This is a genomic window from Candidatus Spongiisocius sp., assembly GCF_965221825.1.
In the GTDB taxonomy this organism is placed as follows: Bacteria; Actinomycetota; Acidimicrobiia; order Spongiisociales; family Spongiisociaceae; genus Spongiisocius.
In genome coordinates, this window is record NZ_OZ244917.1 from 849698 (window position 1) to 868315 (window position 18618).

Below are 18618 nucleotides of genomic sequence, written 5' to 3' on the forward strand. Positions count from 1 at the left end.
CGTCCCCGGCAGTCCGGACACACCCAAGCCTTCGGCACGCTGGCACCCTCCACGACCAGCGTCCGGTATTCGTGACCGCAGTCAGGACAGGCGATTACCAGGACCGGCACGGCTTCCTCCCTGGTCGTTTGCTTGACCCTCTGCCAAGGCGTCGGCTTCGGCGAGTAGAGACTCCACGGCTGCATCCTGGGCGATTCTCGAGGCTGCCGCCCACTCTAGGGAATCCCGGACCCTTAACGACACCGAGGCACAGTGCTCCAGCACGCGGTGTGGCGCCGATCCACCGACCGAGTTGCGGGAGGCGACGATGGCCGCGACATCCTCGGTGTCCGGAGCGGCCATCGTCGGATCGGTTCGGCCCGGTTCCATCCCGGCGAAACGGATCGCCTCGGCCAGGCGTGTAGCCGTCACCCGCTTCTCCCCCGCCCTGACCGCTTCCGCCACCGCCCGGGCCACGACCCGGTAGGCGGTCCGGTAGTCCACACCCTGGTCCACGACCAGCCGGTCGGCCAGGTCCGTGGCGTTGGTGAAGTTCGTCCCGGCCGCAGCGGCCAGCTTCGCGACGTCGACCTCGAGCGAGCCGACAACCTCGGTCGCCAGGGACACCAGCCGGGTGGCCAGATCTGTCGCCCCGACCACCTCCCCGTACAGGTAGAGCCAGTTGTCGGTGCGGGCGGACGGGGTTCGCTGGGTGACCATCAGGCCGGTCGTCCTACCGATCAGGGTTCCGCATCCGCCACGGATCACCGCCAAGGCATAGGGGTTGCGCTTCTGCGGGAGGAGCACCGAGGCCCGCGATGACGATCCCCCCAGCGTCACGTAACCGAACTGCGGGCTGGCGAAGATCTCGAGATCCTCCGCCAGGCGATCCACCGCCAGGGTGGCGTGCATGGCCGCAACCCCGCAGTCGATCATCGGATCACCGGACCACATACCGTCGCGGATATGGGCGGTGGGCCGGTCGAACCCCAGCCGGGCGGCCATACGCATCCGGTCCACCGGGATCGGCGTCCCGGCGACACCTCCCGATCCGGCCGGTGACTGGTTGACCAACCGGTAGCAGCGGCGGATCCGGTCGAGGTTCCTGACCCCTTGCTCGGCGAATCCGGCCAGGTAGTGGCCGAATGAGGACGGCTGGGCGGGCTGCAGGTAGGTCGTGTCGTTCCACAGCGCATCCGCCAACTCCTCGGACCGGCGAACCAACACATCGATCCATCCGGCAACCGCATCTTGGAGCGCCAGGAGCCGGTCGCGGAGCGCCAGACGGATGGCGATACGCCCGGCTTCCCTCCTGGTGCGGCCGGTCGGGAGCCAACCGGCCTCGGCCCCCAGCCGGCGTTCGAGCTCTCGTTCACGGCTGTTGTAGGCATCCCCGTACACAGGGTCGTAGGGGAAGGAAGCGGGGTCGGTGTCCAGGAAGTCGAGCAATTCCCGGCACAACGCCGCTGCCGCCGCCCTCGGCGCAACCCCCGACTCGACCAGCTCGAGAACATGGCCGAGATCGGCCAGACAAAGGCCCTCGTGAAGGATGGCAGCATCGGCTACCTCGAGTTGGTATCCGGCCGCGACCAGTTCCGGGGATGGGCCTGATCCGAGCCGTCCCTCCGCTCCCAGATAGCCCTCCGGCGGTGGGATCATGCCGCCGAGCTCCCGCAGAACAGGTTGAGGACGCCCCCGGTAACCAGGAACACGACCGTCCCTTGCACCTCGCCGGCTCGCCGGATCAGGTCCGCAAGGGCACTGGAACCGTATTCCGGATCGAGGAAGACACCCTCGGAACGCGCCATCATTCCGGCCGCGGCCTCCAGGCGCGCGGGGTCGGGATCCAGCTGATCGGTGACCCGCCACCGCACCGGGTGCCGGTAGGTCACGTCCAGGAGATCGAGGGATGCCTCGGATATCTCCTCGATGCGGCGCCGGCACTCCTCGACGGGCCGGTGCACCGCCGCACCCACCACCACCGGGCTTCGGGCCTCACGCCGGTAACCGGCTACCAGGCCGGCCATCGTGCCACACGACCCCGCCGCCAGCCAGATCACATCGGGCCTGATTCCCGCGCTCCGCGCCTGGTCTTCGATCTCCTCGACCGCGGTCACGTACCCCAGCGCCCCGACCGGGCCGGCGCCGCCCCTGCCCACCACGTAAGGGCGCCGCCCCTCGTCGCGCAGGCGTTCTTCCACTTGTCGCAGGAGCGGATCCACGGAGGCCCGAACCGGGCTCCCCGTAAAGTGGACCCAGAGGTTGTCCAGCCGGTCGAGCAGGTCGACACCGCTGGTCCCGGCCGGGGGCCGGTCTCCGAACAGCACGATCTCGCAGTCCAAGCCTCCGGCGGCCGCGGCGGCCGCCGAGGTCAGGACCCAGTTGGATCGAGGCCCTCCCCCGGTGACGAACACATCGGCGCCGGCCGCGCGGCAGGCGCCCATGTGGTACTCGATCGCCCGGGCCTTGTTCCCGCCCAGGCCCACGCCGGTCAGGTCATCGCGCTTCAGCCAGATCGTCAAGCCGAGCTCCTCGGAGAGCCGGGGCGCAAACGTAAGCGGCGTCGGCAGGTTGGCCAGGGCGATCCGGGCCGGGGCCTTCAACCGGCCGCCTCTATCACCCGGTCGACGAAAAGTGGACCAGCGCCCATCACCCGGTCGAGATCCGCTGCTTCCTCGATGTCCGACCGGCTGAGGTGGGCCGGCACACGCTGGTCGCTCATCAGCGCCTCGGCAAACGACAACCCTTCCCCGACCCCTCGCATGGCCGCCTCGTAGACGATGTCGTGGGCGGTGTGCTTACCGACCCGATCCGCCAGCAACCTCATGACCGGCTCAGCGAACACGAACCCCCGGCGGGCGTCGATGTTGGCCCGCATCCGCTCCTCGTCGGCTTCCAGTCCTTCCACCAGCATCACCGCGTAGCGGGTGGCCGAGAGGGTCAGGGCGGCGGCCTCGGGAAGGGCGATCCACTCGGCCTTCCAGGCTCGGCCGTCCCGCTCGTGGAGCTGGACCATCGCCTCGGCCATCACGGCTGCGTCAGCCCGCACCAGCCGGGCGAGGGTGTCCAGGTGCTCCGACAACTCCGGGTTGCGCTTCTGCGGCATGGTGATGCTCCCCACCGTTCCCTCGATGAAGGGTTCGCGGACCTCTCCTATCTCCAGGCGCTGCAGCTCCATGATCTCGTTGCCGATCTTGGCGATGGTGGTGGCCGCCATCGCGAGCAGGTGGACGAATTCGGCGGGTCCGTCCCGGCTGGTGATCCAGGGGATCGACGGAACGCCCAGGCCCATCCGGCGGGCGAAGGCATCCATCAGGTCGAGGGCCCGGTCGCCCCAGAACTCCAGGGTGCCGAGCGCGCCACCCAGCTGGACCACTTCCCAGCGGCTCCGCCCGTCCGCCAGGCGCCGGCGGTGCCGACCCAGTTCCGCCGCCCAGACCGCCGCCTTGAATCCGAACGGGATGGGAAGTCCCGGCTGGGCGTGGGTGCGACCCATCATCGGGGTGGTGCGATGCTCACGGGCCAGCACCAGAGCGGCGGCCTCCAGCCGGGCCAGGTCCCGTTCCAGCAGATCCCCGACGGATCGCATCACCGTGGCGGTCCAGGTGTCGGTGAGGTCCTGGACCGTGGCTCCGTAGTAGACCCATTCGCGGGCGGACGCCGGGAGGGTGGCCCGCAACACCCGGATGAGGCCCAGGGTGGAATGGCCGGTGGCGCGGGTCTCGGCCGCGATCCGGTCCAGGTCGACCTCGGACTCGGTGGCGTGGTCCCTGATGGATCCGGCCGCCTCTGCGGGAATCAGGCCCACCTCGGCCTGCGCCTCGGCGAGCGTGGCGAGGATGTCCAGCCAGGCCTGGAAGCGTGCCTCCTCACCCAGCAGGGATCGGGCTTCCTCGGTGCTCCACAAGTGCCCGTAGACGACCGAGTCGCCCAGGTGGATACTCATCCGACGGGGACGGGCGCGTCCACGCCCGCCAGCAACCGCAATGCCTGCCTCACCTCGTCGAGATTGGCGCCCCAGGGCACCACCGCCCGGTTGCCGTCGAACTCCATGCCCCGCTCCAGCATGCAGCACTTTATAAGCCAGAGACCACCTGGATCGGCGTCCTCGACCCGGCGCCTGGGGCAGATGTCGACCTGCGGCGGTTCGCTGCCGTAGAAGTGCCGGTGGAACTGCATCGAGCGCTCGCATCCGATCATCACCCACTCCTCGGGCACCGCCGGCCGGGTGTCGAGGTATGCCATCTCGGCGGACAACTCGGTCCCCGCCCCGCGGCATGGGAGCAGGTAGGAATCCGAGGGGGCCGTCGCCGCCAGATCTCCGAAGGTCACCTCATCCAGGACCAGATCCACCGGCGGCAGGTCCTCATCGAAGTCCACCACCTGCCGTGCCTGGACCAGCAACTTGGGCGGCGCCGGCGGGGTGACTTCGGTGACGAAGATGCGTACTGGGTCGGGCTCCCAGATGAAGTTGATGTGCTCGAACTGACCCTTCACCACGAACCCGGAGACGCCGGGGCGCCCGTGCCGTCTCGCCGCACCGGCCAGCGCGGTGGCGTTCCCCACGTCGACTGTGGGGTCTTCGATGAGTTGGGTGCGGTCAGGGCCCGACCATACCTCGACATCCACCACCGGGACGAACAGATCGTCGGACGGGGCGCGGGCCACCGCCGCCAGGCCGACCGCATCGCCGTGGATCAGGGCGATGTAGTCGGTGCGCCGGTAGACCTCCCTCCCGCTGAGATGCTCCCGCATGAAATCGGGGTGCGGCACCTCGTCCACGTGCTGCACCGACAACCCCCGGTAGGGGTGGGCGCGGGCGTTCGGTGAGGGTTGCTCGGCTACCAGCATGCCGTCACGGTCCGGATGCGAAGCGCATACGATGATTCTAGGAGCATCACGTCCCCTCCCGTCGGCGCCGCCCTCCGCTGAGATCTACGTCTGGGATAGTGACTGGAACGCCGAGAGCAGAATCGCTGTCGCGATGCCGACAACACCTACGACAATGCCCAACATCCAGTAGGTCGATATGGTGATCCGCCGCTCGACGGTGAGCAGGGCGTCGGCTATGGCCATTCGGTTGTCGGCCTTCACCACTTCGTCCTTGGCGTCCACCAACTCTCGGAACCCTTCCGGATATGACTTGGCCGTCATGGGGCACTCCTTCCTCTAACCGGCGCGCACCCCGGCGAAGACCCTTGCCTTCCCGTCGCTTAGTAACGGTAAGAAGCATATCACCTCCGCTAAACCGTCCAGCACACCACTGCGGCACGTTGGAGAGTCATCAGAGGCCACGACCAGCCCTGCCAACGTGCGGGGCCGCCCGGAAAGGGACGGCCCCGCACGGGTTCCGGTTCTGCTAGCTCAGTTCGCTCCGGACGATCTCGGCGCCGGAGACCATCGCATGGAGCTTGTCCTGCGCGATGTAGCGCTGCAGGAGGATGAGCCCGCAGTCGGTGGTGACACCGAGTTGGTCGGCCGGGACATGCTCGAGCAACCGGCGGATTCGGCCAGCGACCTGCTCGGCCGTCTCGGTGATGGTCGACTTGACATCGATCACACCGGCCCAGAACTGGACGGTCTCGGGTACCGGATTGTCACGGATCACCTCTAGGCCGGACAGATCATCGGAGCGCCGGCCGCAGTTCTCGAGGTTGAGAACATCGATATTCGCCTCGTATGACTTCGGGATCACCGAAGCGGTGGCCGATGGCTCGTCACCCTCCCGGATGGTCAGATCGAAGATCTCACCGGCGCCGGCCGTCTCGTCCGGGAAGTAGGCGGGGGTGCCGCCCCAGTTGCCCCAGCAGATGTGAACAATGATCTTGGCGTTCTGGACACCTTCTACGGCCCGGTTGAAGGCCTCGATAGCCCAGGGTTCGTAGAAGTACGGCCAGGTGAACTCGTCCAGCTGGATGAAGTCGACACCCATGGCGTCGACCTCCAGGATGTCCTCGTTAACGGCCGCGGCAATAGCCATGGCCCGATCCTCGGCAGCCTCGTAGTGAAGGTCGTTGGTGGCCTGGGCCAGAACCTGGATACCGGTGTACTGGACCTTGGTGGCCTTGTTGGTGGCCCTCTTCAGCGCCCGGGCCTGCTCGACCATGATGGCGCCCCGCCGCTTGACCTCCTGGGTCAGCGTTCCGGCGTGGAGACGGCTGTAGATCGGGAAGCCCAGGAAGCCGCCCTTCAGGTCGTATCCCAACCGCTTGTAGTAGTAGTAGAGGGCCTGGTCGGCGTAGTTGTCACCGTGGAGCCGCCCATCGGTGATGATGTCGAGACCGGCGTTCTCCTGGTCCTTGGCGAGGCCGCCTACCGCGTCTTCCAGCGCCTCCCTGATGTAGGCGTCCGGGGGTTCCTGGTCACCGGTCCAATCCCGTACGCAGTTGGCGTCCCACCACCTCGGGTTCGGATAGTTCCCGACCATGGAGGTCGGAATCAATACCTCTTCACCTTTGATCTGCATATCCCCTCCATTCGAGAGAGAGATTCTCGAGCCGCCCTTAGTTGCGTCCTGCGACCCGAGCTGCGGGTCCTACGAACCTCCTTCTGTGGACGATGGTTAACAGTCCGGACCCTTACAGGGACGAGAGTAGCAAGAAGCGGTACACCGGGTAGGGTCGCGCTTTAGCCCCGATACTCCCCGGACAAAGGGATTGTCCGGGTCAGCGGAGCGACCAACCTCCGTCCACGACCAGGCCGTGGCCGGTCATGTAGGAGAGTTGGCCCGAGGCCAGCAGGGCAATGGCTTCGGCGATGTCCTCAGGTTGGGCAACCCGGCCGACGGGAATGCTGGTTTCGATGGCAGCCCTGAGGTCCGGCTGGTCGAGTCGCCACTTGGTCATCGGGGTCTCAGCCATTCCAGGGCACACCGCGTTGGAGCGGATGCCGTCTCCGGCGTAGTCAAGTGCTATCGACCGGGCCAGCAGCAGCGCCGCCGACTTGGAGACCGAGTACGCCGAGCGGGCCGGGAAGGGATCCATGCCCGCGACGGACGCAACAGTGATTATGTGACCGGACCGGCGGGGAACCATCGAGGCAAGGGCGACCCGGGAACAAAGGTAGACGCCTCTGACGTTGACATCCATGACCCGGTCCCACTCGTCGACCGGGGTCTCGTGGAGGCGGGTCGCCTCCAGGGAACCGGTAATCCCGGCGTTGTTGACCAGCACGTCGACCGGACCCAGGGCTTCCTCCACGGCGCTGAAGGCCTCCGTGACCTGGCTTTCGACCGCTACGTCCACTCCCAGCCCCAGCCCGTCGCCGGCGGCACCGGAAGCGCTACCGGCGTCGAGGTCGAATACACCGAGCCGGAACCCCTCACGCCGGAGGCGCCGGCAGGTCGCCAGCCCTATACCCGACCCACCTCCGGTAACCACAGCCACCCTTGACGCCCGGTGTGCCATCCATACCTCCAGACAGAATCGAGATCCCACAGGATACGTTGCGCGCCCTTGACGAAACACTCCGCCGGCCGAGCCTCGCCCGCCGGGACCGCTGGACCCCCCTGACCGAGTGCCCCGGCGAGTCCTAACCGATGCCGCCTCCGACCACCGACCACGGATCGCCGGTGTGCCCGGTTGTGCAGACGGCGTAGGATCAACGTTATGAAACTCCAAGGACGCGCTGCTCTCATCACCGGCGCCGGGTCGGGTATCGGCCGGGCCACCGCCGAACTGTTCGCGAGCGAGGGTGCCGGCGTTGCGATACTCGATCGCGACGCATCGGCCGCCGGAGCAACTGCCTCGGCCATCTCGGCCACGGGCGCGGAGGCCCATCCGGTAGTTGCAGACGTATCCTCATCGGAGGAGATCTCCCACGCCGTGGCAAGCGCCACCCGGCTCCTCGGTCGCCTTGACATCGTCTACAACAACGCCGGCGTCGGCTCCACCGGTTCGGTGGTGGACGCCACCGAGGAGGACTGGGATCGCTGCTTCGCCGTCAACGCGAAAGGCACCTACCTCACGTCGCAGGCCGCCATTCCCCATCTGGAAGCAGCCGGCGGGGGGTCGATCATCAACCAGGCATCCGTGGCCGCTCTGGTCGGGATCCAGGGGTTCGCCGCCTACTGCGCCGCCAAGGGTGCGGTGGTCTCTCTCACCCGCGCCATGGCGATCGACCTTGCTCCGATGGGGATCCGGGTTAACGCCCTCTGTCCTGGCACGGTCTACACGCCGCTCATGGAACCGCTCATGCGTGAACGCGGAGGCGGGAGTATCGAGCGTGGCCTGGAGATCACGGCCGCCAAGTACCCGATAGGGCGCCTCGGAACGCCTGTGGAGATAGCCAACGCCGCGCTGTTCCTGGCATCGGACGCCGCCAGCTTCGTCACCGGCACCGTCTTCACGGTCGATGGCGGCATGACCGCCCAGTAGGAGGACACCGAAAATGTCCGGTTGGCCCGATACGTCGGCAACGAAAACCCTGGTCGAGGGATGCCGGGCCAACCCATCCCGGTCTTTTTCGGTGCCCTTCTAGGCCGCGCGGATGGCCTTACATCTTGCTCCCGACAAGCTGGCCGACCTCGATACCGCGGTGGCGATGGTGCAACCCGGCTCGATGGTGGCACTGGGAGGAGGCCTCTCGGCCCGGCTTCCGATGGCGCTGGTGCGGGAGTTGATAAGAGCCGGGATCGGTGACCTCCACGTGGTCGGCTCCGCCCATTCCTTCGATGTGGACCTGCTGGCCGCCGCCGGAGCTATCTCCGTCTGCGAGGAGAGCTACGTGGGCTACGAGCAGGATCACGGCCTGGCGCCGGCCTTCCGGAGGGCGGCTCAGGGCGGATCGCTGGAGGTCAGGGAGAGCTGCTGCGACACCATCCTCACCCAGCTCCGGGCCGCGGAGATGGGCCTTTCCTTCCTTCCCGTCCACGGCGTCAAGGGAACGGACGTCGAGGGGCTGCATCCGGAGTACACCAGGGTGACCTGCCCGTTCACCGGGCACGAATACGTGGCCGTGCCGCCCCTGGCCCCGGACGTGGCGCTGGTCCACGCCCCGATCGGGGATCGTGCGGGGAACCTCCACATCGAGCAGCCCTACGTTCTGGACGAGCGGTTCGCGGTGGCCTCCGCCATGGTGGTCGCCACCGTCGATCGGATCGTTTCCACCGACGAGGTGGCAACGGCAGGGATCATCATCCCGTATTACCGGGTCGCCGCCGTGGCCGAGGCGCCATTCGGGGCCCATCCCAGCTCCTGCTATCCCGGCTACGCGTACGACCGGGCTCATCTGGCCACATGGGTGGCCGCCGCCCGGACGGCGGAAGGCGCGGAGAGCTACCTGCGCCGCTACGTCACGGGCGTAGACGAGGACGGCTACCGCCGGCTGATCGGCGCCGACCGGCTGGAGCATCTGACCAGCTATCGGGCTTCCGACGGCGCATGGATGGAGATGTTCCGGTGAGCTATCGATTCGGTCTTGACGAGCTCTTCGTGGTCGAGCTCGCCCGAACCGTCCGGGACGCCGAAGCAGTCTTCCACGGCTTCGGTAGCCCGTGCGCCACCGTCGCCATGCACCTCGCCAAACGCACCCATGCCCCGAATGCCCTGCTGATCGAGGGCGCCACCTATGCGGTCAACCCCTCTCCGGCCTTCATCCCACCCACCAGCAACGACCACTCCCTGAAGCGCGGAGCGGCCTATTCGATGCGCTTCGAGGAGGCGTTCGACATGTCGGTCCGAGGCGACGTGGACCACATGTTCTTATCGGGACTCCAGATCGACTCCTACGGGAACACCAACGTCACCGCCGTGGGCCGGATGCCCGCACCGAAGGTGAAGCTGGGTGGAGGGGGAGGTGGATGCAACATGTCGGCCACCATCAAGCGGCTCACTCTCTGGACCACCAACCACCGGTCGGGGCGGTGCCTGGTCGAGAAGTGCGACTTCATCACGGACATCGGCCACCTGACCCCGGAGGGGACCCGATCCGAGCTCGGCTACACCGGCGGCGGCCCCGAGGTGCTTGTCACCGAACTGGCCGTGTTCGACTACCCCGAGGGTCGGGCCCGGCTCCGGAGGCTGTTTCCCGATGTGACGCTCGGCGACGTGACCGCCGCCACCGGCTTCGAGTTCGCCGTGGCGCCCGATCTGGCAACCGTGGATACGCCTTCCCGGCACCAGATTGAACTGGTGAGGGCCATTGATCCCCTCAACGTACGCCGGCGGGAGTTCGGCCCTGAGCTTGAGCGGACCTTCTCCCTATGACCCTCGACTCGTTTTTCGAACCGGCGCGCGTCGCCGTCGTAGGAGCGTCTGACCGTCCCGGCAAGGTCGGTTCGGTTATCTGGAAGAACCTGGCGGACTTTGACGGCGAGGTCATCCCCGTAACCACTTCGGCGGACCGGGTCGGGGGCGTGCGGTCGGTCCCGAGCCTGACCGAGATAGAGGGGAAGGTCGACCTGGCGGTCCTGGTCGTGCCCGCCCGGGCGGCGCCGGTCATCGCCCGCCAGGCCGCCGCCAAGGGAGTGGGCGGGATAGTGGTACTGGCGGGAGGGTTCGCCGAGACCGGGCCGGCCGGGGCCGCCCTCCAGGCCGAGCTGGTCGAGGCGGCCGGTCCGGTCCGGATCGTCGGACCCAACTGCTTCGGTATCCAGAACATCGCACGAGGCCTCAATGCGTCCATCACGATGGCGGGTGAGATCGAGGCGGGGCAGGTAGCCCTGGTCACTCAGTCCGGCGCCTACGGGATGGCGATCCACTCGCTGGCGCTGGACGAGAACCTGCGCTTCGGGAAGGTGTATTCATCCGGCAACAAGGCCGACATCGGCGACCACGAGGTCATCCGCTACTTCCATGAGGATCCCGGCACCGGCATCGTCTGCCTGCTGGCGGAGTCGGTGGCTGACGGGGCCGAGCTGGCCGCGGCCATCCGGGCTGCCAGCCCGACCATGCCGGTGATCGTCACCAAGACCGGTCGGTCGGAGGCCGGGGCTCGAGCGGCACTGTCCCACACCGGGGCCCTGGGTACTGACGACGCCGTCTTCCGGGCGGCCATGAGCCAGGCGGGGGCCATCAGCGTCCGGTCGGGTCTGGAGATGCTTGACGTGGCGCGGGTGCTGGACACCCAGCCCCTGCCGCGAGGCACTCGGGCGGCCATCATCACCAACTCGGGCGGGGTGGGCGTCGAGCTGGCCGACATGCTTGAGGACGAGGGTGTAGAGGTCCCCGAATTGTCGCCCGGCCTCCGAGACCGCATCGCCGAACGGCTGCCTCCGATCGGCAGCGCTCGCAACCCGGTGGACATGACCCCCATCTGGTCACGGTTCGCGGAGCTCTACCCGTGGCTCACCGGTACGCTGGCCCGCTCCGGCGAGGTGGATCTGGTGATCCCCATCCTGCTGCAGCGGGCGGCCATGGACGAGGCCACGCTGGCCGGGCTGAGAGACACCGTGGCGGCGCTGAGGGACGGAGGCAACCGGGTACCCGTCTACTGCTGCTGGGTGACCCCTAGAGAGGGTCGGGGTATGGCCGGGATGCTCCAGTCGGCCGGGATTCCCTGCCTGGAATGGCCCGAGCGCGTAGCGCGAGCGGTAGGGCACGCGGTGCGCTACGCCTCCACCCGCTCGCGCATCACCCCGTCCGTGCGGGCGGACCCAGCCGAACCTCTCCGCCTGGCGGACGGACCGGTCCCGGCCGCCGAAGCCCCCCGCATCCTGGCCGGGTACGGGATCAGCACAGTCGAGAGCACGTTCTGCGCGACGGCGGACGAGGCCTGGGCGGCGGCCGAACGACTGGATGGGCCGGTAGTGATGAAGACCGCCGTCCCCTCCGTGGCCCATCGGGCCGAAGTCGACGGGGTACGGATGGACCTGTCCACAGGGGATGACGTGGCGGACGCCTATCGCGACCTGTCCGCGCTTGGAAGCGAAGTACTGGTCCAGCCCAGGCTGGACGGTGTGGAAATGGCGGTGGGGGCCGTGCAGGATCCCGTGTTCGGACCGGTGGTGATGGCCGGCATGGGCGGGACCATGGTGGAGTTGCTGGAGGATGTGGCCTTCGCGCTGGCGCCGGTCAGCAAGAAGGAGGCGATCGGGATGCTGAGGAGCCTGAAAGGCTTCCAGCTACTCGCCGGTTACCGGGGCAGGTCGGCGGTTGACCTCGACGCGCTCGGCGAAGTGATAGCCGGCGTCTCTCGCATGGTGGCAGAGCACCCCGAACTGAGCGAGGTCGACCTCAACCCGGTAATGGCAACCGGCACCGGCGCAGTCGCGGTGGATTGGAAGCTCTACGTGACCCACCCGCCCGGGAGCGGCCGACCGCAGCAAGTATCATCGTGAACCACGCCCCCGGATCGTCACGCCCGGACTGATGGCCCGGACGTGGCGTTCCGAGGAACAATTCCCTCAGACTTGACGGACAAAGGGAGGAACAGGTGGCGACCACCACATTGACACCCTGGGACATTCGCAGCCGGGATCCCATCAGCATCCATGATTGGGGGCCTGAGATCGACTCCATGCTGGAGGACCCCGAGGACAACCGGGTGGTGTTCAACGTCGACGAGACCGACACCCGCCCCTACGATGCCATCTTCCTGGGCGGGGGGGCCGCCGGACGTTTCGGCTCCGCCTACATGCGGGCCATGGGCGGGCGCCAGCTGATCATCGACCAGTGGCCCTTCCTGGGGGGTTCCTGCCCGCACAACGCCTGCGTCCCCCATCACCTCTTCAGCGAGGTGGCAGCCGAGCTCATGCTGACCCGCACCTTCAGCGGGCAGTTCTGGTTCCCCGATATGGACGGTCGGGTGACCTCCATCAAGGAGATAGTCGACCTGTTCCGGGCCGGGCGGATCGCCCCGCACGCCATCATGAACTTCCAGAGCAAGGAGCAACTTGACCTCGAGTACATCCTGAACGCCCCCGGCAGGATCATCGATTCCCGCACCGTGGAGGTGGCCGGGCGTACCTTCACCGCCAGGAACCTGATCCTCGCCACCGGCGCCCATCCCCGACCGCTTCCGTGCCCCGGCAACGACCTGAAAGGAGTCTTCACCTACGAATCCCTGGTGGAGGACCTCGACTACGAGCCGGGTGACACCGTCGTCGTGATCGGCGGCTCCAAGACAGCGGTCGAATACGGCTGCTTCTTCCAGGCCACGGGACGCCGCACCATCTTCGTGGTGCGTTCCGAACTGCTGAAGCTGCTGGAGGATGGCGAGACACGGGATTACGTGATCACCATGATGAAGGAGCAGGGGACCGAGATCTGGGAGGGTTCGGTCGTGACCGAGGTCCACGATGACGGAAGCGGCCGCGTCAAGGGCGTAACCGTTTCCACGCCGGATGGAATCGAGTACGTCGAGACCGACTTCGTCTTCCACGGCCTGGGCGAGGTTCCCAACTCGAAAATGGCCGCCGACGTGCTGGGCGTGAAGCTGAACGACGACGGGACCATCAAGGTGAACCCGCAGATGCAGACCTCCGTTCCCAACGTGTACGCCATCGGCGACCTGATCGGCCCGCCCATGGAGATGTTCAAGGCCCGCAAGTCGGGCATGTACGCGTCACGCCACATCATGGGTGAAGACGTCCACTACGAGTTCAAGGAGTTCCCCGACTTCCTACATACCCATTACGAGGTCAGCTGGTTCGGGGTCGGCGAGGAAGAAGCGCGGGAGCGTTACGGGGACGTGACCATCATCAAGATGCCCCCCGACTCGGAGGATGGCTGGGAGGTCGCCCTGCCGGCCACCGACCGTATGATGCTCTACGCGTTCGCCAAGCCCCGCATGTCGGGATTCCAGAAGCTGATCATCGCCTCCGCCTCGCGCAAGGTGGTCGGCGCCCATCACGTCGGCGCCGGGGCCCGAGACGCCTTCCAGTACCTGTTCCAGCTGTACCGCCGGGGACTCACCATCGACCAGCTCGCGGAGATGGACGAGTTGTTCCTCAACCCGACCCACTTCATCCAGCTGTCCCGCCTCCGGGCCGGGTCGAAGGATCTCCAGGACCTGTGACCGGTGCCGACGGATCCGCCTGGTACCGGTTAGCAGTCACCGGAGACGTCCGGCGCGAGCGGTCCACCAAGCCGCGCCGCGCCGGCGTGACCATGGTCATCGACACCGGGCTGGGCCTCTCCCAGTGCGGGGACCTGCTGATGATGGCGGACCGCTGGATCGACCACTGGAAGCTGAGCTTCGGCACCTCGGCGCTGATGCCCAAACCGGTGCTCACCAAGAAGCTGGACCTGATCGGGTCGGCCGGAATACTCACCTTCCCCGGCGGAACCATGTTCGAGGCCACCATCGTGCGGCGCCACTGCCGCCACTACATGCGGACCGCCCGCGGGATGGGCTTCACCGCCGTCGAGATTTCCGAAGGCTCGATCGACCTCTCGCCCGACCGCCGGCGGGGGGCCATCGAGTGCGCTCTGGACCATGACCTGGAGGTCATCACCGAGGTCGGTAAGAAGGATCCCGCCGCCCAGCCCTCGCCGGAGCAACTGGCCGATCAGGCCCTGCAGGACCTGGAGTGGGGAGCCTCGTGGGTGGTGGTCGAAGGTAGAGAATCCGGCATCGGGGTCGGTATGTATGACGCCGAGGGCCGGATCGATATGGAGGCGGTCGAGACGGTCGCCCGGCGGGTCGGCGATGCCGTGGACCGGCTGGTGTGGGAAGCGCCCCTGAAGGACCAGCAGGAGATGCTGATCGGACGCTTCGGCCTCAACGTGGGCCTGGGGAACATCGACCCCGCCCGAATCCTCGCGCTGGAAGCGTTGCGGACCGGTCTCCGGTTCGAGACGCTCCAACCGATCGCCACGCGCCTCGCCGCTACGGGCGCCTGGGATCCGGAGCGACGGGAGCCCGACCTGGCTTCTTAGTTGCTAGTTGCTAGTTGCTAGTTGCTAGTTGCTACAGGTAACTAAAATTGTCGACTGCCACTTAGGCCTGATTCACGAGGTCCGCGAGCAGATCGCGGGTGGTTCCGGTTCCGGTTCCGGTGTCGAACGGCACCGCCCACACGTCAGTGGCGCCCGCATCGAACAGCGCCTGGATGCGCGATCGGACGGTCCGTGCATTGCCGGTGATGACCGAATCCGCCGGTCCATCCACCCCTTCGCGAACGAACAGTCGCTGGTAGTTGACGAGATTTCCGTACATGCCGAACGTCCGGTTAGCCGCTGCCTCGGCTCGGTCCCGATCCCCGTCAACCGCCACCGGGATCCCCGCTACCACGCGGGGCGAAGGCTTCCCTGCCGCTTCCGCACCCTCAGAGACGGCTGGTAGCACCACTTCCTCCAGGGACTTGGGTCCGGCCAGCCAGGTGGTGACCCCATCGGCCAGCTCCCCGCCCAGCCGACACATCGCGGGCCCCAACGCCCCGACGATCACCGGCACGCGGGACGTCCCCGGCACCGTTATCGCCGCCTCGACCCGGTAGTGATCCCCGGCGAAGCTGGTACTGCCCTCGCGGAGCAGCCCGTCCAGGACGGTCAGGTACTCGCGGAGGTGCCCTACCTGGCTCGAATAGTCGAGACCGTGCATCCCCTCGATGACAGGGCGATGCGATACGCCCACCCCGAGCACGAAGCGTCCGCCCGACAGGGACTGGACCGTGGCGGCGGACTGGGCCAGTGCGACCGGATGGCGGGGATAGGTGGGAACCACCCCCACCCCGAGCTCGATGCGCGAGGTCCGCTGCGCCGCTGCGGCCAGCATGGTCATCGAGTCGATGCCACGGCTGAAGTGGATACACCACGCCGAGCTGAACCCATCCTCCTCGGCGGAGACCGCTTCGGCGACCACTTCCTCCGGGGCCTTGAACATGCCTACCGGCTCACCGCCCATGAGAATCGAGATACGCATCGGTGCGTCCAATCGGTCGGGCTACCCGAGCGTGGCGGCCAGCAGGTCCAGCAATCGGGCCAGGGTGTCACTCGTGGCGGCGGGATGGTACGAGTCGGCATCGTCATCCAGGTAGTCATGACCTACGCCCTCGTAGAGGATCCACCTGCCGTGCGGGTTGAGCCGCTGGGCCTCGTCAACTCCGGCGGCGGGCACCAGATCGTCGTCCGCCCCGTAAAGGCCCAGGACCGGCATGGGAAGCATCTCCAAGGCCTCGACTACCGGCAGGCGCCTTTCCTCATCGCCGGCCAGCGGCGCATACGCCACGCAGAGCGCCCCCACCGCCCGCTGCCGGTGCGCCGAATAGATGATGGCGAACCGGCCCCCCACGTCGATCCCCACCACGCCGATCTTGCCGGGACGGGCCCAACCGGCCGGATCTGCGAACGCGAAGGCCACCGCATCGTCGATGTCCGCCAGGGCGCGGCTGTCCCGGACCCCGTGGTAGGTGGCGACCAACTCCTCGAACTGCGCCTTGGGGCCGGGATGAGCGCCCCGGGTCAGGTCGGGGACGAGGACGGCGTAACAGTTACGCGCCAGCCGGCGGGCAAGATCCTTGACGAAGGGCGTTATCCCGTGGAGCGGGGGCAGCAACACCACCAGCGGGTAGTCGCCGATCCGGTCCGGACGGGACAGGTAACCGGTGGTGAACCCGGCCCCGGACGGCATCGCGAAGTCACGATAGAGAATCTCGATCGTTCCCTCATGCTGGAGAACCGCCACACCACCTCCTGTAAGGACCACGGGCAGACACGTCGAACGGCTCTCAATCGTAGCCAGTGGGAGGCACACGGCTGAACCCATGGTCAAGCAGTTCCGTGACCGCCGCCGAGGTCAGCGTCCGCAGGCCCGTGTCCGTGTCCGCCTCCGCCACCAAACCCCCGTCCATCGCACACCGTCTTCTGGAGGTCTCCATCACCATGATGCCGGTCGGCCTCGTCGGGCACGACATGCCGACGCTCCGCATCGGGGGTTTCCTCGCGGCGCGGCGGCATTGGTGTTCATGGCGGCGCCGGGTCGGACCCGCGGCCTGGCGTGGACTCCGATCCTGCTCGTCTCGGGGGCGATGGCAGCCGCCGCGAGCCATCGGAAAGGAACGTAGGATGAACCGTCATGAGACTCCAAGGACGCACCGCTCTCATTACCGGCGCCGGGTCGGGCATCGGCCGGGCCACCGCCGAACTCTTCGCCGGCGAGGGCGCCGGAGTTGCGATACTCGATCGCGACGGCCCGGCCGCCGAAGCTGCCGCTTCAGCCATCTCGGCCACGGGCGCGGAGGCCCATGCGGTGGTGGCCGACGTGTCGTCGCCGGACGAGATGTCCCGAGCCGTGGCCCGCTCAGCCCGGCTCCTCGGCCGCCTCGACATCGTCTTCAACAACGCCGGTGTAGCACCGTCCGGGTCGGTTCTGGATACGGACGAGGATGACTGGGACAGGTGCTTCGCCGTCAACGTCAAGGGCGTCTACCTAACCTCTCGGGCCGCCATCCCCCACCTGAAGGCCACGGGCGGCGGATCGATCATCAACCAGGCATCCGTGGCCGCCCTGGCCGGGATGGCGAACTTCTCCGCATACAGCGCCGCCAAGGGTGCGGTGGTCTCCCTGACCCGCGCCATGGCGATCGATCTCGCTCCGGTGGGGATCAGGGTGAACGCCCTCTGCCCTGGCGCCGTCCACACGCCGGTCATGGAGCCGCTCATGCGTCTTCAAGGGAATGGCAGCCTCGAGCGGGGACTGGAGCTCACGGCCGCCAAGCACCCGATCGGGCGCCTCGGAACACCGCTGGAGATCGCCGGCGCCGCGCTGTTCCTGGCGTCGGACGACGCCGCCTTCGTCACCGGCGCCATCCTCCCGGTGGACGGCGGCAGAACCGCCCAGTAGCCGAACCTGCTCGGAGACTCCTACCGGTTCAGCGCGCCGGAGCGCAAGCGGGGCAACCGGGGCCGGGGTGTCGCCGTTGGCGGCGATGGCACGGGGCGTCGTCGTCATCCGACCGTCATGACCCAGGCCAGACAAGTCGGACCGCCGTCAATCGGAGCCAGTGGATGGTTAACGGCTGAGCCCGCGGTCTCGCACCTCGGTGACCGCCGCCGAGGTCAGCGTCCGCAAGCCGGTATCCGTGTCCACCACCAAGCCCCCGTCCGGTGAGATATCGACCGCCGTCCCCGTGCCGTCGGGAACCCATGTGACCGCGCGCCCGAGTGTGGAGCAGCGTCGACGGTATTCGTCGCGGGGCCAATCATCCGGCTCGCGGGCCAGCAGCGAAAGCAACTCCTCGGCCCACCGCTCCGCTATGTCCGCCCCCGCCTCCGGGCCGGGATCGGAGTCGAGCAGAGCACCCGTGCCGCCCGGAGCGTCGGGCCAGAACAGGTTGGCGCCCCAACCCGCCACCACCGTGTCGCCCGAAGCCTCGGTGAGGAGCCCGCCCACCTTCAGCGGCCCGCGCACCAGGTCGTTGGGCCATTTGAGCGTGACGTCCCGCGCCGGATCGCCCAGCGCTCGCAGGGCCGCCACGCCGGCCACCAGCGTCAGCCGCGGCCATGAGGAAGGGGGCCAGTGCGGCCGGAATCCAAGGGAAGCCGCCAGTGCTCTCGGCGCGTTCGACCACCGGGCCCCCGAGCGCCCCCTCCCCCGGGTCTGGGACCGCGCCACCACCAGGAGGGGCACGGATTCGGACCGGGCCCACACCTCGTCCTGGGTGGAGGTGGTCCGGTCAAGTATCAGCTTCTCGTACGGTGTAGCCATCGGCAGCCGGTAAGGGTCTAAGGGTCGAGTTCGAAGGATAAGCGCCCGGGC

Annotated in this window: 18 protein-coding genes; 7 read left to right on the forward strand and 11 right to left on the reverse strand. The window is 67.6% G+C overall.

The window, feature by feature from the left end:
• Positions 1-81 precede the first annotated feature (81 nt).
• The 7 genes from ACOQPD_RS04015 to ACOQPD_RS04045 form a co-directional block, all read right to left on the reverse strand.
• Positions 82-1638 carry a lyase family protein gene (locus ACOQPD_RS04015; RefSeq protein WP_420613616.1) on the reverse strand — a complete coding sequence of 519 codons (1557 nt, stop codon included), beginning with the start codon at positions 1636-1638 and terminating at the stop codon, positions 82-84.
• The gene (locus ACOQPD_RS04020) at positions 1635-2582 is read right to left on the reverse strand and encodes a pyridoxal-phosphate dependent enzyme (protein WP_420613617.1); all 948 of its coding nucleotides are present in this window, start codon (positions 2580-2582) and stop codon (positions 1635-1637) included. Before ACOQPD_RS04020 ends, ACOQPD_RS04015 begins: the two co-directional genes overlap by 4 nt.
• On the reverse strand, positions 2579-3925 hold the full coding sequence (locus ACOQPD_RS04025; protein WP_420613618.1) for a class-II fumarase/aspartase family protein: 1347 nt from the start codon (positions 3923-3925) through the stop codon (positions 2579-2581). The genes ACOQPD_RS04020 and ACOQPD_RS04025 overlap by 4 nt, the downstream gene beginning before the upstream one ends.
• On the reverse strand, positions 3922-4830 hold the full coding sequence (locus ACOQPD_RS04030) for a DUF7714 family protein (protein WP_420613619.1): 909 nt from the start codon (positions 4828-4830) through the stop codon (positions 3922-3924). The genes ACOQPD_RS04025 and ACOQPD_RS04030 overlap by 4 nt, the downstream gene beginning before the upstream one ends.
• An 84-nt stretch (positions 4831-4914) precedes the next feature.
• Positions 4915-5133, reverse strand: coding sequence for a hypothetical protein (locus ACOQPD_RS04035; RefSeq protein WP_420613620.1), 219 nt, complete (start codon positions 5131-5133; stop codon positions 4915-4917).
• A 205-nt stretch (positions 5134-5338) separates the two neighbouring features.
• Positions 5339-6445 carry a cobalamin-independent methionine synthase II family protein gene (locus tag ACOQPD_RS04040; protein ID WP_420613621.1) on the reverse strand — a complete coding sequence of 369 codons (1107 nt, stop codon included), beginning with the start codon at positions 6443-6445 and terminating at the stop codon, positions 5339-5341.
• 199 nt (positions 6446-6644) lie between these two features.
• A complete protein-coding gene (locus ACOQPD_RS04045) occupies positions 6645-7385 on the reverse strand; it encodes an SDR family NAD(P)-dependent oxidoreductase (RefSeq protein ID WP_420613622.1) in 741 nt (246 codons plus the stop codon).
• A 201-nt stretch (positions 7386-7586) separates the two neighbouring features.
• Here ACOQPD_RS04045 and ACOQPD_RS04050 point away from each other — a divergent pair, with 201 nt between their 5' ends.
• The 6 genes from ACOQPD_RS04050 (at position 7587) to ACOQPD_RS04075 (ending at position 14798) form a co-directional block, all read left to right on the forward strand.
• Positions 7587-8354, forward strand: coding sequence for an SDR family NAD(P)-dependent oxidoreductase (locus ACOQPD_RS04050; RefSeq protein ID WP_420613623.1), 768 nt, complete (start codon positions 7587-7589; stop codon positions 8352-8354).
• 112 nt (positions 8355-8466) lie between these two features.
• Positions 8467-9381 carry a CoA transferase subunit A gene (locus ACOQPD_RS04055; RefSeq protein ID WP_420613624.1) on the forward strand — a complete coding sequence of 305 codons (915 nt, stop codon included), beginning with the start codon at positions 8467-8469 and terminating at the stop codon, positions 9379-9381.
• Entirely contained in the window at positions 9360-10184 is an 825-nt protein-coding gene (locus ACOQPD_RS04060; protein ID WP_420613625.1) for a CoA-transferase subunit beta, read from the forward strand. The genes ACOQPD_RS04055 and ACOQPD_RS04060 overlap by 22 nt, the downstream gene beginning before the upstream one ends.
• Positions 10181-12256, forward strand: a complete 2076-nt coding sequence (locus tag ACOQPD_RS04065; protein ID WP_420613626.1) for an acetate--CoA ligase family protein — start codon at positions 10181-10183, stop codon at positions 12254-12256. Before ACOQPD_RS04060 ends, ACOQPD_RS04065 begins: the two co-directional genes overlap by 4 nt.
• Before the next feature lie 95 nt (positions 12257-12351).
• Positions 12352-13935 (forward strand): FAD-dependent oxidoreductase, encoded by a 1584-nt coding sequence (locus ACOQPD_RS04070; protein ID WP_420613627.1) that lies wholly within the window; start codon positions 12352-12354, stop codon positions 13933-13935.
• Positions 13932-14798: a phosphosulfolactate synthase gene (locus ACOQPD_RS04075; RefSeq protein WP_420613628.1), complete on the forward strand. Its 867-nt coding sequence runs from the start codon at positions 13932-13934 to the stop codon at positions 14796-14798. Before ACOQPD_RS04070 ends, ACOQPD_RS04075 begins: the two co-directional genes overlap by 4 nt.
• Before the next feature lie 61 nt (positions 14799-14859).
• Here the strand turns inward: ACOQPD_RS04075 and ACOQPD_RS04080 are convergent, their stop codons facing one another.
• From ACOQPD_RS04080 to ACOQPD_RS04090, 3 genes are read right to left on the reverse strand one after another with little or no spacing between them, the layout of a single operon-like run.
• Positions 14860-15783: a TIGR03564 family F420-dependent LLM class oxidoreductase gene (locus ACOQPD_RS04080; RefSeq protein WP_420613629.1), complete on the reverse strand. Its 924-nt coding sequence runs from the start codon at positions 15781-15783 to the stop codon at positions 14860-14862.
• A gap of 21 nt (positions 15784-15804) precedes the next feature.
• A complete protein-coding gene (locus tag ACOQPD_RS04085) occupies positions 15805-16545 on the reverse strand; it encodes a dienelactone hydrolase family protein (RefSeq protein WP_420613630.1) in 741 nt (246 codons plus the stop codon).
• 43 nt (positions 16546-16588) lie between these two features.
• Positions 16589-16789, reverse strand: a complete 201-nt coding sequence (locus ACOQPD_RS04090; protein ID WP_420613631.1) for a hypothetical protein — start codon at positions 16787-16789, stop codon at positions 16589-16591.
• A gap of 146 nt (positions 16790-16935) precedes the next feature.
• On the opposite strand from ACOQPD_RS04090, the gene ACOQPD_RS04095 reads away from it, so the two are divergent.
• Positions 16936-17703 carry an SDR family NAD(P)-dependent oxidoreductase gene (locus tag ACOQPD_RS04095; protein WP_420613632.1) on the forward strand — a complete coding sequence of 256 codons (768 nt, stop codon included), beginning with the start codon at positions 16936-16938 and terminating at the stop codon, positions 17701-17703.
• Between the two features lie 168 nt (positions 17704-17871).
• Here ACOQPD_RS04095 and ACOQPD_RS04100 read toward each other — a convergent pair whose 3' ends face one another.
• On the reverse strand, positions 17872-18567 hold the full coding sequence (locus tag ACOQPD_RS04100) for a biotin--[acetyl-CoA-carboxylase] ligase (protein WP_420613633.1): 696 nt from the start codon (positions 18565-18567) through the stop codon (positions 17872-17874).
• Positions 18568-18618: the final 51 nt, after the last annotated feature.